Source organism: Coprococcus sp. OM04-5BH, assembly GCF_003482105.1.
Taxonomy (GTDB): Bacteria; Bacillota; Clostridia; order Lachnospirales; family Lachnospiraceae; genus Coprococcus.
This window is the reverse complement of record NZ_QULM01000001.1, coordinates 1,151,898-1,167,577: the sequence shown is the minus strand read 5'-3', so window position 1 is coordinate 1,167,577 and position 15,680 is coordinate 1,151,898. Positions and strand designations below refer to the sequence as shown.

18 protein-coding genes are annotated in these 15,680 nt (G+C 42.4%); 2 read left to right on the top strand and 16 right to left on the bottom strand.

The genetic code is table 11. From position 1 onward, the window contains the following. Window positions 1–56 precede the first annotated feature (56 nt). The 16 genes from DXB54_RS05205 to DXB54_RS05130 all read right to left on the bottom strand — a co-directional run bounded on the left by DXB54_RS05205 (window position 57) and on the right by DXB54_RS05130 (window position 13,788). Complete coding sequence (locus tag DXB54_RS05205) at window positions 57–629, bottom strand: hypothetical protein (RefSeq protein ID WP_118694436.1); 573 nt, start codon at window positions 627–629, stop codon at window positions 57–59. Window positions 630–640: 11 nt separating this feature from the next. Next, on the bottom strand, window positions 641–1,345 hold the full coding sequence (locus tag DXB54_RS05200; RefSeq protein WP_118694435.1) for a zinc metallopeptidase: 705 nt from the start codon (window positions 1,343–1,345) through the stop codon (window positions 641–643). Between the two features lie 96 nt (window positions 1,346–1,441). Beyond that, complete coding sequence (locus DXB54_RS05195) at window positions 1,442–2,362, bottom strand: SufB/SufD family protein (RefSeq protein ID WP_118694434.1); 921 nt, start codon at window positions 2,360–2,362, stop codon at window positions 1,442–1,444. Further along, a complete protein-coding gene (locus tag DXB54_RS05190) occupies window positions 2,362–3,102 on the bottom strand; it encodes an ABC transporter ATP-binding protein (protein WP_118694433.1) in 741 nt (246 codons plus the stop codon). The genes DXB54_RS05195 and DXB54_RS05190 overlap by 1 nt, the downstream gene beginning before the upstream one ends. A gap of 213 nt (window positions 3,103–3,315) precedes the next feature. Continuing rightward, window positions 3,316–4,638 carry a sensor histidine kinase gene (locus DXB54_RS05185; protein WP_118694432.1) on the bottom strand — a complete coding sequence of 441 codons (1,323 nt, stop codon included), beginning with the start codon at window positions 4,636–4,638 and terminating at the stop codon, window positions 3,316–3,318. Between the two features lie 72 nt (window positions 4,639–4,710). Continuing rightward, a complete protein-coding gene (locus tag DXB54_RS05180) occupies window positions 4,711–5,379 on the bottom strand; it encodes a response regulator transcription factor (protein ID WP_021937827.1) in 669 nt (222 codons plus the stop codon). 50 nt (window positions 5,380–5,429) lie between these two features. Further along, a complete protein-coding gene (locus tag DXB54_RS05175) occupies window positions 5,430–7,226 on the bottom strand; it encodes a Na/Pi cotransporter family protein (protein ID WP_118694431.1) in 1,797 nt (598 codons plus the stop codon). 183 nt (window positions 7,227–7,409) lie between these two features. Next, complete coding sequence (locus tag DXB54_RS05170) at window positions 7,410–8,066, bottom strand: HD domain-containing protein (RefSeq protein WP_021937829.1); 657 nt, start codon at window positions 8,064–8,066, stop codon at window positions 7,410–7,412. A 55-nt stretch (window positions 8,067–8,121) separates the two neighbouring features. Further along, entirely contained in the window at window positions 8,122–8,769 is a 648-nt protein-coding gene (gene phoU / locus DXB54_RS05165; protein ID WP_021937830.1) for a phosphate signaling complex protein PhoU, read from the bottom strand. 52 nt (window positions 8,770–8,821) lie between these two features. Beyond that, entirely contained in the window at window positions 8,822–9,580 is a 759-nt protein-coding gene (pstB, locus tag DXB54_RS05160) for a phosphate ABC transporter ATP-binding protein PstB (protein WP_021937831.1), read from the bottom strand. Window positions 9,581–9,584: 4 nt separating this feature from the next. Beyond that, window positions 9,585–10,454 carry a phosphate ABC transporter permease PstA gene (pstA, locus tag DXB54_RS05155; protein ID WP_021937832.1) on the bottom strand — a complete coding sequence of 290 codons (870 nt, stop codon included), beginning with the start codon at window positions 10,452–10,454 and terminating at the stop codon, window positions 9,585–9,587. Continuing rightward, window positions 10,447–11,346 (bottom strand): phosphate ABC transporter permease subunit PstC, encoded by a 900-nt coding sequence (gene pstC / locus DXB54_RS05150; protein ID WP_118694429.1) that lies wholly within the window; start codon window positions 11,344–11,346, stop codon window positions 10,447–10,449. Before pstC ends, pstA begins: the two co-directional genes overlap by 8 nt. A gap of 9 nt (window positions 11,347–11,355) precedes the next feature. Then, window positions 11,356–12,249 carry a phosphate ABC transporter substrate-binding protein gene (locus DXB54_RS05145; RefSeq protein ID WP_021937834.1) on the bottom strand — a complete coding sequence of 298 codons (894 nt, stop codon included), beginning with the start codon at window positions 12,247–12,249 and terminating at the stop codon, window positions 11,356–11,358. A gap of 135 nt (window positions 12,250–12,384) precedes the next feature. Beyond that, the gene (locus DXB54_RS05140) at window positions 12,385–12,615 is read right to left on the bottom strand and encodes a hypothetical protein (protein ID WP_118694428.1); all 231 of its coding nucleotides are present in this window, start codon (window positions 12,613–12,615) and stop codon (window positions 12,385–12,387) included. Window positions 12,616–12,815: 200 nt separating this feature from the next. Continuing rightward, window positions 12,816–13,166, bottom strand: coding sequence for a hypothetical protein (locus DXB54_RS05135; protein ID WP_118694427.1), 351 nt, complete (start codon window positions 13,164–13,166; stop codon window positions 12,816–12,818). Between the two features lie 160 nt (window positions 13,167–13,326). Then, the gene (locus DXB54_RS05130; RefSeq protein ID WP_118694426.1) at window positions 13,327–13,788 is read right to left on the bottom strand and encodes a hypothetical protein; all 462 of its coding nucleotides are present in this window, start codon (window positions 13,786–13,788) and stop codon (window positions 13,327–13,329) included. A gap of 130 nt (window positions 13,789–13,918) precedes the next feature. Here DXB54_RS05130 and DXB54_RS05125 point away from each other — a divergent pair, with 130 nt between their 5' ends. Beyond that, window positions 13,919–14,992 carry a serine/threonine protein kinase gene (locus DXB54_RS05125; protein WP_158578181.1) on the top strand — a complete coding sequence of 358 codons (1,074 nt, stop codon included), beginning with the start codon at window positions 13,919–13,921 and terminating at the stop codon, window positions 14,990–14,992. Window positions 14,993–15,122: 130 nt separating this feature from the next. Then, window positions 15,123–15,644: a hypothetical protein gene (locus DXB54_RS05120; protein WP_147361010.1), complete on the top strand. Its 522-nt coding sequence runs from the start codon at window positions 15,123–15,125 to the stop codon at window positions 15,642–15,644. The last annotated feature ends 36 nt before the right edge of the window (window positions 15,645–15,680 follow it).

The window sequence follows — 15,680 nt, the reverse complement described above, 5'->3', positions numbered from 1 at the left end:
TAAAACATAAGAGGAACAGACTGCCTCCTGCTCCTCCCGTGTATGAAATTCCATATTTATTTGTCATAATATGTACCCTGCTCAGGATACACCATATATTCTGCCGTAGTTGTGGTTCCGGCATATATCTCCACCACATTGTTCTCAGGATACACTACTATACTGAAGGTATCACCCTTAAGATCTCCGTAGCTTACACTGTAATTCTTGTAATCATAATCCTTAAGATTTGCCTTAACTGTACGGGCAAATTCCGTATCAGAGTCAAGCATCTCCTTCCATGTGGTCTCGTACTTGCTCTGTGCACCGGATACCTGCTTGAAGCCGGCATTTCCCGATTCACTCTGGAACACCTTGTAAAGTGCCTGTGCAATGTGGGTTGTGTTATCTATGTCCTCTGTTCTCCTGCCAGCACTTGTACTGCCACCGCCACTGAGCTTAAAAATGACCAATACCACCAATGCAAGAACAACAACAGTAGAGAAAGCCAGTATGATACGTTTTCTCCGAATGGCTTTACGTCTTGCAGCAAGTCCTGCCGCCCTGCCACGGGTTGATGTGCTTCCCGCTCTGTTATCCCTGCTCTGCTCATTCATAGGTCTTTTTACATCTTTTCTCCCCTCTGCCATGACCATTCCTCCTAGCTTCTTCTTCTGCCGTTACCCTGAACGATAAGCACAAGTCTTAAGAGCTGTAAGATCGATGTGAACAGTGCAGCCACATATGTCATTGCTGCCGCTGAGAGAACCTTCTTTGCTCCTGTAAGCTCCTCACCGCCTAATATTCCGTTGCCGTCAAGGATCTTTATGGCTCTCTTTGAAGCATCAAACTCCACAGGGAGCGTGATAAGCTGGAACAAAACAACACCTATGAACAGGATTATACCTAACTCTGCCAGGGGCATTCTTCCTAATATTATTCCAAGTAATATAAGAGGCCATGAAAGCCATGAACCAAAACGTGCCACAGGAACTGAAATGGACCTTAGGGTAAGCGGGCCGTAATCCACCTGGTGCTGGATGGCGTGTCCGCACTCATGAGCTGCAACTCCAAGAGCCGCAACGGATGTGGCATTATACACGCTGTCAGAGAGTCTAAGTACCTTCTCGTTGGGAGAATAGTGGTCTGTAAGATTACCGCTTATCCTCTCTATGGTCACGTCGTAAATACCTGCACTCTGGAGTATCATCTCTGCCGCCTGTCTACCGGTTATATTTCTGCTGTTCCTTACCTTGCTGTACTTTTTAAATGTACTGTTTACATTCCATGACGCAATAGCACTTATTATTGCACCGATTATAACAAGAATGTATGTGGAATCGTAAAACAAACTATGATAAAACATGTTCATTCCTCCTTTTCTCCGCAAATATCATCTATTGGTTACCGTCTCTCTTCCCTGATCTTTTTATCAAATGTCATTTCATTACAGATATGATCATCACTTCAAAAATCCGTTGATGATCTGCTCCTCAGCCTCAGCTTCTGTAAGTCCCAGGGTCATAAGCTTTGTAAGCTGCTCTCCTGCGATCTTGCCTATGGCTGCCTCATGTATAAGGGCTGCGTCGATATTATTTGCCTGGAGCTGTGGAACAGCCAGTATCTTTGCATTGTCCATAATGATAGCGTCACATTCCGAGTGACCTGAGCAGGCCGCATTTCCATCTATCTTGGCATCAAACTTCTGATATGAATTATCCCTTGCAACCGAACGTGAAACCACGTCTGCACTGGAGCCCTCGCCATTTAATTGTACCTTGTATATACTGACTGCCGACTGGTCACCGTGAGTCATAAGACGCTCTCTTACCACCAGTGACGCCCCGGCTGCAAGCTCTGCCTTGGTATCCCTTACCGTTGAGTCAACCCCTTTTATCTGAACCATCTCCATCTCCATGGATGATCCCTCTTCCATGTAAACCTCGGTTCCCGGATTAAGTATCCTCTTTCCCGTACCGTCACCCTCGCCGTAATGCTTCTCAACATACTTGACGTGGGCATTCTTTCCTACGTAGAAGCGGTGTACACCATCATGCTGTGAGTCCTGGTTGCCGCAGTTGTGTATGCCACAGCCTGCAACAATGACCACATCTGAATCTTCCCCGATGAAGAAATCATTGTATACCACTTCCTTTATTCCTGTCTTGCTTATAACAACAGGGATATGGACACTTTCATTCTTTGTTCCCGGCTTGATCTTTACATCTATACCTGAACCGTCTTCCTTTGAAACAATGTCAATATTTGCTGTTGTATTTCTTGCTGCCATCTTACTGTTGGCACGGATGTTGTAAGCTCCTATGGGAACCTCATGGAGGTCTGCTACTTCTTCAAGAATTCTCTTCTGAATTTCGTCTATCATTACCGATTACCTCCCTTGTCAAATACTGAGCAGCTGACCGTTGCTGCCGATGTTCCGAGGATCGTCGGAAGTATCTCATCCTTTGTGCCATGCTTCACGATCTTTCCATCTGCCAGGACCACGATCTCATCTGCAATATCAAGGATCCTCTCCTGATGGGAGATGATGATTATAGAGCCATTTATGGTCTCTCTCATATGTTCAAATACACTTATGAGATTTTTGAAGCTCCACAGATCTATTCCTGCCTCCGGCTCATCAAAAAGTGATAACTGTGTACCTCTTGCAAGGACTGTTGCAATCTCTATCCTCTTAAGCTCACCGCCCGAAAGGCTGGCATTGACCTCACGCTCAATATAATCCCTGGCACAAAGTCCCACCTCTGAAAGGTACTTGCAAGCCTCAGCCACCGAAAGTCTGGTCTTGGCTGCAATCCTTAAAAGGTCTATTACCCTTATTCCCTTAAAACGAACAGGCTGCTGGAATGCGTAGCTTATTCCCGCATTTGCTCTGTCAGTGATGGACATATGGGTTATGTCCTTGCCATTAAACAATATCTGTCCCGATGTAGGCGTCTCTATTCCTGCAATGATCTTGGCAAGTGTAGATTTGCCGCCTCCGTTTGGTCCTGTCACCACAACAAACTTACCATCGTCTATCTTAAGACTCAGGTCCCTGATTATCTCCTTCTGTCCCTTATCGTCATCCACATTGAATGACACGTTTCTTAGTTCAAGCATTTAAAAGTCTCTCCCTATCTGTTATTTATCGAATTATCTGACTAGTATATTATACCCAAATATAGCAGATTAACAAGTTTCCTGTATACATTTATATCTAAAATTATTATAAAAAAGAACCAACCTGACAGTTATAGGACAGTCAGTCCACTTTATTCTTAATATAACAACGCAAGAAAACCTGCGGCTGCCATAAGGCAGCCACAGGTTTTTCTAAAATTCCACCTTCATTGTGGTCCCCACTCCTACTGCACTGTCCAGGGAGATCTGGGCGTCGTGGAGCTCCACAATATGCTTTACAATGGCAAGTCCAAGGCCCGTGCCTCCTGTTGCCTTTGATCTGCTCTTGTCAACTCTGTAAAATCTTTCAAATACTCTGTCCTGCTCGGATACCGGTATTCCTATTCCGTCATCCTTCACAAGCAGAGTAGGCCGTTCTCTGTTTAAGACCATTATGGTCACATGACCACCGGGGTTGTTATATCTGATGGCGTTCTGGGCAAGGTTCTCTATAAGCTCCCTGATCATGTCACTGTTACCGTGGATGTTACAATGCTCACCGGTAAGCTTGATGTTCACCTTTCTCCGCTCTGCACTCACCGACAGGTTGTCCATGCACTCCTCCGCCACATCATAGAGATCTATGCTCTCGTACTTCGGCTGTTTCTCGCTTCTGTCAAGCTCCGACAGCCTTATGATATCACTTATAAGGGCCAGAAGCCTGTCGGAATTCTTTCTGATCTCCTGATAGAAATGCTTCTCCTGTTCCTTTCCTACCATGCCGTTTTCAAGCAGCTCTGCGTAGCCTGATATGGCAGTAAGGGGAGTCTTTAGCTCATGGGATACATTTGCTGTGAAATCCTGTCTCGCCTTAGCCGCCGACAGGATATCCGCGTGCTGCTTTCTTATGGTATCCACAAATGGCTTAAGCTCCTTATATGGCGTTCCTGTGCTTACATCCTCTATATTCTCCGCCATCTCCTCAATAGGACTGATAAGCTGTTTTGTAAGCATATGTGACAAAGCAATACAGATGGCAATTATGACCAGTATGATGATCAATATAAGTGGAACTGTTGTAGTGGACACAGCCCACATGCTCTCAGCGTCGGTTGCCACCCTGAGTACCGTTCCGTTATCAAGAAGCGTAGCATAGTAGAAGGTATTCTTCTTCATGGTATCAGACTGTCTCACTGTCTCCCCAATTCCTGTCTCAAAGGCTTCCTTTATCTCCGGTCTGTCACCGTGATTACCGAGATTCTCCGCTCCTGCGTCATTGTCATACAATACTGTTCCATCTGCCGCCACCCAGGTAACACGGAGTTCATTTATATCTGTTGACAGATCTATATCATCCGTGTCTATATTTACTGACTCAAAATACTTCGTATCCTTAAGCAGCTTGGCACTGACAGACAGATCATGCCTTATCTGCTTCTTGAACAGACCATAATATACAACTGTAATTCCTATCATGGTGGTAAGTATCGCAAGTATGGCGATGACCACCAGCCTTAGATTTATCTTTTTCTTCATCCTGTCCCTTACCCTGCCTAATCACATACTTAGTTCCATGGTATTCATGGAATAAAATCACCAGGTAACATATCACTCTATAACGTATCCAACATTTCTTATGGTCCTTATCCTGCTGCCGTAATCACCAAGCTTCTGCCTAAGGGTCTTAATATGCATATCCAGAGTTCTTGACTCACCCTCATATGCCATCCCCCAGATATGATCCATTATGGTATCACGGGCAAGAACGATTCCTTTATTTATAAGAAGATACTGGAGCAGCTCATATTCCTTAAAGGTAAGCTCCACAGTATTATCTGCAATGGTAACCTCGTGCTTATTATTGTTAAGTACCAGTTCATCTAAGGTAAGAACCTTAACCTCCTCCGGCTCGGTTCTTCTAAGCAGCGCTTTAACTCTTGATATAAGCTCCATAACCGAGAACGGCTTCTTGATGTAATCATCCGCTCCATCCTCTATACCCTTTACCAGATCAAGCTCCGTGGTCTTGGCTGTAACCATGATGACCGGTATCCTCTTGGTATCCCCGTTCTTTCTAAGCTTCCTTACTATCTCATTTCCGCTTTCATCAGGAAGCATTATATCTAAAAGGCAGAGATCCGGTACTATATCATCAAGCTTCTTAAAGAAGCTCCTGGCATCAGGGAATCCCAGAACCTTATGTCCTGCATTCTTAAGGGCAAATTCCTCTATTTCCCTGATACTTTCATCATCTTCTACAATATATATAAGTGCCATAGCTTCCTCCTTTTTTAAGTTTCAAATATGGCTTTCATTGCTTGAACCTGCTATGCCATAATATTACCATCATTCTTCTTAAATTGATACTTATTTATAAGTTCCTGATACTCCTCATCAAATGCCTTCCTCTCGCTGTCAGAGAAATTCTTAAAGTACTCATGGGTATTATAGGCATTATCATATATGGTTATCATCTCAACTGCTATGTTTGAGCAATGATCTGATACTCTCTCAAGTCCTGTCAGCACATCCTCTAAGATAAAGCCCATCTCAATGGTACATTTGCCCTTCTGGAGACGCTTGATATGACGTTTCTTAATACGCTTTAACAGGCTGTCAATGGTTTCCTCAAGAGGTTCAACATGGGTTGCCAGCTCCACATCCTCCTTACAGAAGCACTCAGTGGTAAGGGCACATATATCTCCCACAGCCCGGCTCAGTACATCTACCTCGTCCTTGGCATTCTTTGAAAATGACAGTCCCTTGGTATGTATCTCTTCTGCGGATTTCACGATATCCAGTGCATGATCCGATATCCTTTCCAGGTCGCTTATACTATGGAGTATGATGGACAGGCTCTGGCTGTCTCTGGTGGAAATATTCTTGCTGGACAGCTTAACAAGATACGAACCAAGCACGTCCTCGTAGTTGTCTACCAGGCTCTCTATATTAATTACCCGCTTCACCTTTTCCGTATCATATTCGTTCAACACTTCAAGGGCAACGGTGATACCTTCCTTTGTAACCTCTGCCATGTCGCGTACCTTCTGTCTGCATAATTCCATTGCAAATGCCGGGCGCTCAAGAAATCTTTCATCTATTGTAACTACAGGTATCTCAGTCTCCTTAACCTCATCCTTGTGCTTGCCATCAGGGATCGTAAGCTCTGCAAGTCTTACTAATTTGTCAGCAAAAGGGTAGAATACAATAGTTGCACCTATATTGAACAAACTATGTATTACTGCGATTCCTGCTGCATTTGCCGCTGCTCCGAGGAAAGCAAAATGTACAAATGCATTAATGCTATAGAACACTGTCATAAATATGATCGTTCCTATAAGGTTGAAATAAAGATGTATCATAGCTGCTCTCTTGGCATTCTTTGTGGCACCTATGGAGGATATTATTGAAGTAACACAGGTTCCTATATTCTGTCCCATAATTATAGGAAGTGCCACCGCATAAGGTACGGTTCCTGTAATACATAACGCCTGAAGTATACCAACCGATGCTGATGAACTCTGTATTATGGCTGTAAGGATGGCACCTGCTGCCATTCCAAGTACAGGATTTGAGAATGCTGTAAGAAAGCTTGTGAAGGCTGCGTTGTCAGACAATCCTGAAACAGAGCCGCTCATCATCTCCATTCCGAACATCAGTACAGCAAATCCGATAAGGATTGTTCCAACATCCTTCTTTCTGGAGCCCTCCTTTGTTACCATGATAAGTATGATGGCTACAATGGCTATAACCGGCGAAAAGGATGAAGGTTTAAGAAGCTTAAGCCATATGGCGTCTCCCTGTATTCCTGTCAGGGAAAGGATCCATGAGGTAATTGTTGTACCAATGTTAGCACCCATGATTATACCTACCGCCTGTCTCAGGTTCATGATACCTGAATTAACAAATCCTACAACCATAACCGTTGTGGCTGATGAGGACTGTATAACACCGGTAACACCTGCACCTAACAGCACCGCTGCCAGTCTCTTTGATGTAAGTCTCTGGAGTATACTCTCCATCTTACCGCCTGCCATCTTGGACAATCCGTCTCCCAGTGTACTCATTCCGTAAAGGAACAGTGCCAGGCCTCCTAATAAATTCAACACACTAAAAATATCCATACCTTTCTTCTCCTATAAAATAGAATTTTCTTTCTCATTTATCATGACCCATGATAATGATGTGAAGTAAAAAGTATGGATGTCTTTGTGTAAAATCTGTGTAAATAATTTTACATTGAATTTATTTATTTTTTAATTTGTGAGAAAAATCTTTAGATCAAATATTTTGTCAATATATATTTTTTACAAAACCTTATTACCATTAACAATCAGCTTGAACGCAGCCCCAAGTATCTCTGATGCCTTACGGCACATAACCATTCTCCCAAGGAAAATATCAAAGTATTCATACATGCTGCATATCTTCTCATCCACAGTAAGCCGCAGGGATATCTCTCTCTTCTCACTGTTTATCTTTAACTTGGAGTTTGTCACGGCAAAGTTCACTCTGTCGTGCACATCGAAGCTCGCCTTAGGCTTCTCCCTTACACGGTCTCGCCTTACGTCAGTCTTGTCCGCTATTATAAGTGCAGCAGAAATCACATCCGTTGCTCCACCTGTAGATTCGTCATGATGCCCTATAGCTGATACAATAAGGAGTCTGTCTGTTATAGACATATCTGTTTTCTTCAATATATCATTTGCCAGAATTGCCCCAAGCTCTGCGTGGTGATTACGGTTTATGGCATTTCCTATATCATGCATATATCCGGCGATCCTGACAAGCTCTGTCTGTTTCTTATCATACCCGAATGTCTCCAATATATATGCCGCCCTTTCAGCTACAAGCCCCGCATGGATCTGTGAATGATCTGTATAACCAATTGCTCCAAGGTTGTAATCTGCCCTTATTATAAGCTCGTCTATCTCTTTGTTTCTCTTTATCTCGCTATATTTCAATATCCATCACCCGAAATCCCGTTACTGCTATCACCGGCTGCTTTTGTATGTCTCATCAAAGCTGTTCATCTACTGTCTGCAATGAATATATAACCCACTCAGCTATATTGGTAGCGTGATCTCCAATTCTTTCAAAGTACTTGGCAACCATAAGAAGATCTGCCGCCTCTTCGCCTGCATTAGGATTACTGCGAATATGAGCGATAATATCATTCTTTACCTGATTAAATAGCTCATCAACCACATCATCATGCTCAATGACTTTTCTTGCTTTCTCTCTATCTCTTTCAACATAAGCCTCAATGCTGTGATTAAGCATCATAACTGTTTCAGTTGCCATCTTGCCTATGTGATCGAAGTTTACCTTTATATTGTTCTTGGCAAGAAATACTGTTATCTCTGATATGTCTGCCGCATGGTCTCCAATCCTTTCCATATCGGTAACCATCTTAAGTGCTGCAGTGATCGTCCTTAGATCTTTGGCTACCGGCTGCTGCTCAACTATAAGATTAAAGCATATGTTCTCTATCTTCTTCTGAGCACGGTCAACCTGCTCGTCTCCTTCCATGATCTTCCCGGCAAGTTCTATGTCACCATTATTCAAAGCTTCTACTGTCTTGGAAATAGACTTTTCTATCATTATGCCCATGCTTATCATCTCGTTGTTAAGTTCAACAAGCTGCTCATTAAATTTATTTCGCATGAATTTTCCTCCTCGTACTATTTATATATACCCTGTCAAATTCATATTCACTTTAACCGAATCTACCGGTGATATAATCTTCTGTTCTCTTGTCATGTGGGAACTTGAATATGGCATTTGTCTCGCCATACTCGACCATCTCACCGACAAGGAAAAATGCAGTGTAATCTGACACTCTTGCAGCCTGCTGCATGTTATGGGTAACCACCACAACAGTATATTTCTTCTTAAGCTCTTCCATAAGATCCTCAATCTTTGTGGTAGAAATAGGGTCAAGGGCAGATGTAGGCTCATCCATCAATAACACCTCCGGCTCTACTGCAAGCGCTCTTGCAATGCAAATCCTCTGTTGCTGGCCTCCTGACAAGCCCAACGCTGATTTCTTCAGTCTGTCCTTAACTTCATCCCAGATAGCAGCACCTCGTAAGCTATCCTCCACAATCCTATCAAGGCTCTTCTTATCCTTAATTCCGTGGACACGGGGACCATAAGCTATATTGTCATATATACTCATTGGGAATGGGTTCGGCTGCTGGAATACCATGCCTACCTTTTTCCTTAAAATAGTGGTATCAATATTTTTTCCATATATATCTTCGCCATCAAGCTTTACAGTTCCTGTGATTCTTACATTATCCACAAGATCGTTCATTCTGTTTAAGGTCTTTAAGAAGGTGGATTTACCACATCCTGAAGGTCCGATAAACGCTGTGATGGCATTTTCCTTTATATCCATATTTACGCCCTTTAACGCATGGTTTTCGCCGTAATACAGATGAAGATCCTCCACAAGTATCTTTGTCTTATTCATAAAATTAATCCTTTCTGCTGACATCAAAATGTCTTGTAAGTGCCTTAGTACCTATATTTATAAGTAATACTATCACCAGAAGCACCACAGCAATTCCGAATGCTGTATCAAAGTCTCCCTCACTGGTAGCCGAGAGATACATCTGTATTGTAAGTGTACCACCTGACTGTGTAGGTTTTTTTAAAAGCTGTTCAAAAGTCTGCGGAAGAAGCTTGGCACTTCCTGCTGTAAGCAGCAACGCTGCGGACTCTCCGACGATCCTTCCTATGGCAAGGATCACACCGGTAATAATGCCGGGCATTGCACTAGGTATCAGTATGGTACGTATCATGTGCCACTTGCCGGATCCAAGTCCTATGGCTCCGCTTCTGTAGCTTGCAGGCACAGTCTTTAATGCCTCCTGGGTATTTCTTGTAATAAGCGGCAGTATCATAAGTATAAGAGTAAATGAGCCTGCTAAAAGAGAATATCCGAGCTTTAACTTCTCTACAAAAAACATCATGCCAAAGAGACCGAATATGATTGATGGTATACCTGCCAGGGTCTCTGTGGCATACTCGATTATGCTTACTAACTTTCCTGGCTTTGCATACTCGTTAAGATATATGGCGGAACCGATTCCTATAGGAGTAGCTATCACCATGGTTATCAATATTATGATAAGGGTATTTACTATATTTCCCGCTATTCCCTTTGTTCCCTTAAGAACGCTGGTTACTGATGTAAGGAAGGACCAGTCAACGGTCTTTATTCCCTTGGCAAATACATACAATATGATACCCACCAGCAGGATAACCGAAAATCCCGCACAAATGTATATCAGGGCATACATGAAATAATCCTTTATCTTTCTGGATCTGTTATTGTTATTCATCCATGCACCCCTTTCTTCTGGCTTTAAGCAACAGATAATTTACTATCATTATAAATATGTAAAGTACAAGTCCTACTGTGAACAATACCTGTCTGTGAAGACCTGATGAATATCCCATCTCACTTACGATCTGAGTTGTAAGGGTTCTTACCGAGTTGAATGGCAACGGAAGATTTACTGCTCCACCGGCAACCATATTTATTGCCATTGCCTCACCAAGTGCTCTTCCTATTCCGAGAACCACACCGGTAAGTATTCCCGACTTGGCTGATGGGATGACTACCTTGAATATTGTCTGTATCTTAGTTGCTCCCAGAGCAAGAGACGCAGATCTTAAACTGCCATTTACCGCCTTAAGTGATGAAGTACTGATACTTATTACTGTAGGAAGTATCATTATGGCAAGTACTATTATCGCCGACATAAGATTGGAGCCACCGGTGAACTGATGGCTGCTGTCACCGGCAAATATGCTTTTCTCCAGCTTATACATGAATGGATTAAGCACCATCATACCGATGAGACCATATATAACTGATGGTATAGCTGCAAGAAGTTCAACTGTGCTTCCGACTATATTTCCCACCTTCTTACCTGCCATCTCAGATAAGAACACTGCTGTCAGTAGTCCTATAGGAACTCCGATCAGTACTGATACAGCAGTTGCCACTATAGATGATAAGATTATGTATAATATTCCATAGGATGGATCCTTTGCCGTAGGCTGCCATTTATTACTGAATAATAAATCAGAAACCCCAACCTTTTTCAGTGCTGGGGCTCCCTTTATAAACATGTATACTGTAATGGAGCACACTGCAAATATAGCTATTACCGCACATACCAGGAATATTATTCTGGCTGTTTTCTCTATAATTGCTTTCTTCTTCATAAGTTGCTCCTATTCCGGAATGATAAGTCCTACCGCCTTTATAACTTCCTTACCTTCATCTGACTTGATATAATCAAACCATGCCTTAACAAGGTCGTTCTGTTCACTGATCTCACCCTTTGTAGCCATTACAAATGGTCTTGATAACTTGTATTTTCCTGCAAGAATCTGCTCTTCTGTTGGCTCTACACCGTCAACCGATACTGCATTTACTGTGTCATCAACAACATCCAGTGAAACATAACCAATAGCACCTGTTGTTGAACCAACCTTGGCAAGTACTGCGCCTGTTGAATCAAGCTCCTGGGCATATGTACAGCTATCCTTTACATCAAGAAGCTCTTCGAATGCATCTCTGGTACCTGAGCCTGCTTCTCTTCCAAGTACAACGATCGCTTCGTCATTTCCGCCTAAATCCTTCCAGTTTGTTATCTCACCTGTATAGATCTTAGCAAGATCCTCTGATGAAAGATCAGCAACTGTGTTGCTCTTATCTGTGATAACCGCAATACCATCAAGTGCTACAACATTCTCTACTGAACCTGATGCTGTCTCATCATCTTTAAGATGACGTGAAGCATCTCCTATGTCAACGCTGCCTGCTGCCAGTGATTCAAGGCCGGCACCTGAACCTGTATACTCTACTGTAACTGTCACTCCGGGATACTTAGCCATGAAGCTCTCTGACATTGCCTCACAAAGCTTTTCCATTGATGTTGATCCTGCAAGGCTGATGGTTCCGCTTAAATCCGCTGACGCCTGGCTGCTTGCTGTTGTTCCTTTAGCAGCTGAATCTCCTGTAGTTCCATTGTCATTATTTGTTGTTTTCTTTGAGCCGCAGCCTGTAAGTGCCACTGCCATCATTCCTGCTGCAATAACTGCTGTTAAAAAACCTTTTTTCATTTTTGTTTTCCTCGATTCTTCTTTTCTTTTTCTTTTTTTATCACTAAGCGCTTTCGTTTACAAAACACATCTTATTGACCTCATGTAAAAACAACAATCAACCGAATGTAAATTAAGCGTAAAGCTTATGAAAACTTATTTTTGATAAATGTACAGTATACCGCCGAAAAAGCCTATGAATATGCCCGGATATCCTATGAAGCATATAAGCCATGGAAGCCCGGAAAAAATAAACCTGCCTACAGCAAGCCAGGTCAACGCTCCCACAACCGCGCAAAAAAGCATGTAGCAGACCAGAAAGATTTTTTCCTTGCGTGGCTTGTCACATGCATTTTTATCAAGTAAATTCCATATTTTATTTTTCATAGCACACACCTACCTTTGCCCCACTGCCAATATAATATATCGGCTATCTTTCCTATATATGATAAAGATAGGCGTCCAATGTAAAATACATTACCAGAGCCAGGTAAATTACATGTAAAAAAATCCTGGAGGCTTATCCTCCGGGATTTTTTGTCCGTTCATGTCCTTAGCTACAGTATCCTTGTGCTCCACAGTACCGATTATCCCCGTGATCTTATGATGGCAACCACTGCCAGCACCGCATTGATGATACACCATACCGACCAGATCACCAGATCTGAATAACTGCCGTAGTTCATAAGTCCCACAACTGCAGCCAGTCCAAATAAAACTATAAGGGCAACATTGCCACCCTTCTTCTCTGACTTTCTTGTGGCGATGGATACTATTCCACCTGCCAGCATAAGTATTGCCACCATAACTCCTGCGGTGCCTGACACCTCACCATTTTCAGAAAGGGTATTGGCAACTCCTGCCGCACATGACTGGAAGGTTACAAATACAAACAGAACAATAGATAAAATTCCTGATACCAGCTTCCATACCTTCATAAACTTAATTCCTCCTACCTTATGTTTATTAATGAAACCAGTAAGATTCTAGCATAATTCGAAGGTAATGTTTCTCCCCGCCACAGGGGGAATTTATCATTCTTATATTGTTTTTTATTGTATCTATCCTCAGTACAGTTATTCTTATCTTTTATAGCGCTTATTCCTGGTGACCACTGGCTCTCAAAGGCTCCATATTGTTTTTTATCAAGACTTCATTTACCGTTTCTATATCTCCGGGTCTCTCATTAAACGCGATCATAATCAGAGCATCTCTGGGTATCTTGGCATATAGCTCTGACATTCCATACTTCTTAAGTGCCCTCTGGGTCTCAGGGAGAGTAAATTCCGCACTGTAGCATATCCTTAATATTACATCCCTCTGCTTTGTCCGCCGCTCCCCAGACAGTAATTTGTACCCATACCGCTCCGGGATATCCGCCCGCATAAATACAAGATGCTGGGTAATTTCTTTCTCTGCCATCAGCTCCCTTACGTATGTATAAAATGCCCTTGAATCTGTATCAAGGCTGTCCATATTATCCCTGCAAAATTTATTAAATCCTGACAAATGTGTGTTTTTCAGAACATTTGACAGTTCCTTTGTACTTTTTTCTTCCATTTACGTCAATTCTCTCCTATAATGTAACATATATATGTTATTTTTTGTCGGTCAGATTACAGTCTGCCGTTTAATCCATGCAGTATATTACAATTGAATTTTTATACCTGCCTTGAAAGGAGGCACCCTTGTGGATATAGAAAAAAGACTCTCCATATCTTATTACCAAAACCTTGCCGGCATCGGTGATTCTGATCATGTATATCTGGTCAGGCACCGGGAAACCGGCAAAATATATGTCAAAAAGATATTATCAATTTATAACAGTGATGTCTACAAACAACTGAAAAATAATCCCATAAATGGCGTACCAAATGTCATAGATTATTATGAGGAAGATAACAAACTTACCCTGATAGAGGAATATATATCCGGCGTTAGTCTTTGGGAGCTTATTGCAGAAAAGAAGCTTCTCATGGATGATGTTATACGGTATATTCTGGAATTGTGTGACATTGTGGGCAGACTTCACGATCTTACTCCCCCACTCATCCACAGGGATATCAAGCCACAAAATATCATCATTTCTTCTTCTGACAGCGTGTTCCTTATTGACTTCAATGCTTCAAAGCAGTATTCACCTGATGAGACCTGTGACACCATCCTTATGGGTACAGAGGGCTACGCAGCTCCTGAGCAGTATGGTTTTGGTGCCTCATCCACAAGAACAGATATATACGGCATTGGCAAGCTTATGAAGATATCCTTTGAAGAACTGGGCATAGTCCCTGACACCACCGTATATGCGCCGGTAATAGCCCAGTGCACTTACCTCATATCCCAGTTCAGATATAACAGTACCTACGAATTAAAGTCGGCTATCATTGAGTGTCGTGACGGAAAGCATCTGTCCCGGCATATTCCTCCGGATAAAGCCAGACTTCTCCCACCGGGCTTTAGGACATTGATTCCCTGGAAAATGCTTCTTGCCACCACCGGCTACATACTCGCATTTTCCCTGTGCACCCAGATGACAGTTAAAAATGTTTCTCCGGCAGAGCTGGTATTTGACAGGATACTGTGTTTTGCCATGCTTATCGGCATAACACTCATAAGCTCAAACTATCTGAACGTGCAGCAGAGGTTTCCCCTGTGTAAAAGCCGGAACAAGGGAATAAAAATTCTCGGCATAGTATTATTTAATCTTACATATATACTGTTTCTTCTGGCAATCATGGTGGCTGTATCACCATTGTTGAAATGAAGTTACACAGTATGTTAGAATCTACATCATGGTGTGTTACTCATATTGTGATGTGCGATACCTTACGCACACAATTTAATGGTCTGATATAAAAAAAGAAGGGAAATGTGTTATGGGGATTTTTCCGGATATGAAAACTAAAAAAAGAAATTTTGACATTAAAGAGCCAGCCACAAAGACACTGGCATGGGGACTGGTGCTTGCAGCAGCGGGTACTGTCTGTATCGCTTATTTATTTGAGAATACAGACGAGGACAACAACTTAAAGCTTGTGCTTCCGGTCATAGGAGTGATACTCTGCATCATCGGAATAGTGCTTTTTATAAAATACAGCAGGGACTGTAAAAAATTCAGAGATTTTGTTCCCTACTGGGACAAATCAAGGGGCATGTATGATGTATATGCCAAAGAATTAAATGAATGGAATACAACAGGAAAATATCCTTCCTGCTGCGATGGTGACACTGCATACTTTTTTAAGCTTCAGGAAAACCGACTTAAAAATAAAGGTCTTACCATGAAGTCTACGGTTCTGCCTTTAAAGAGCGGCAGCTTCGACGCAGTAAGACAGAATGTATGTCCATACTGTGGCACAAAATATCACATGGAATATTTTGACTGGGTTATTGAAGAAATGACCCTCTTGCGTTAAAATCTACAGGTCAGATATTCAAATAACAAAGGAACC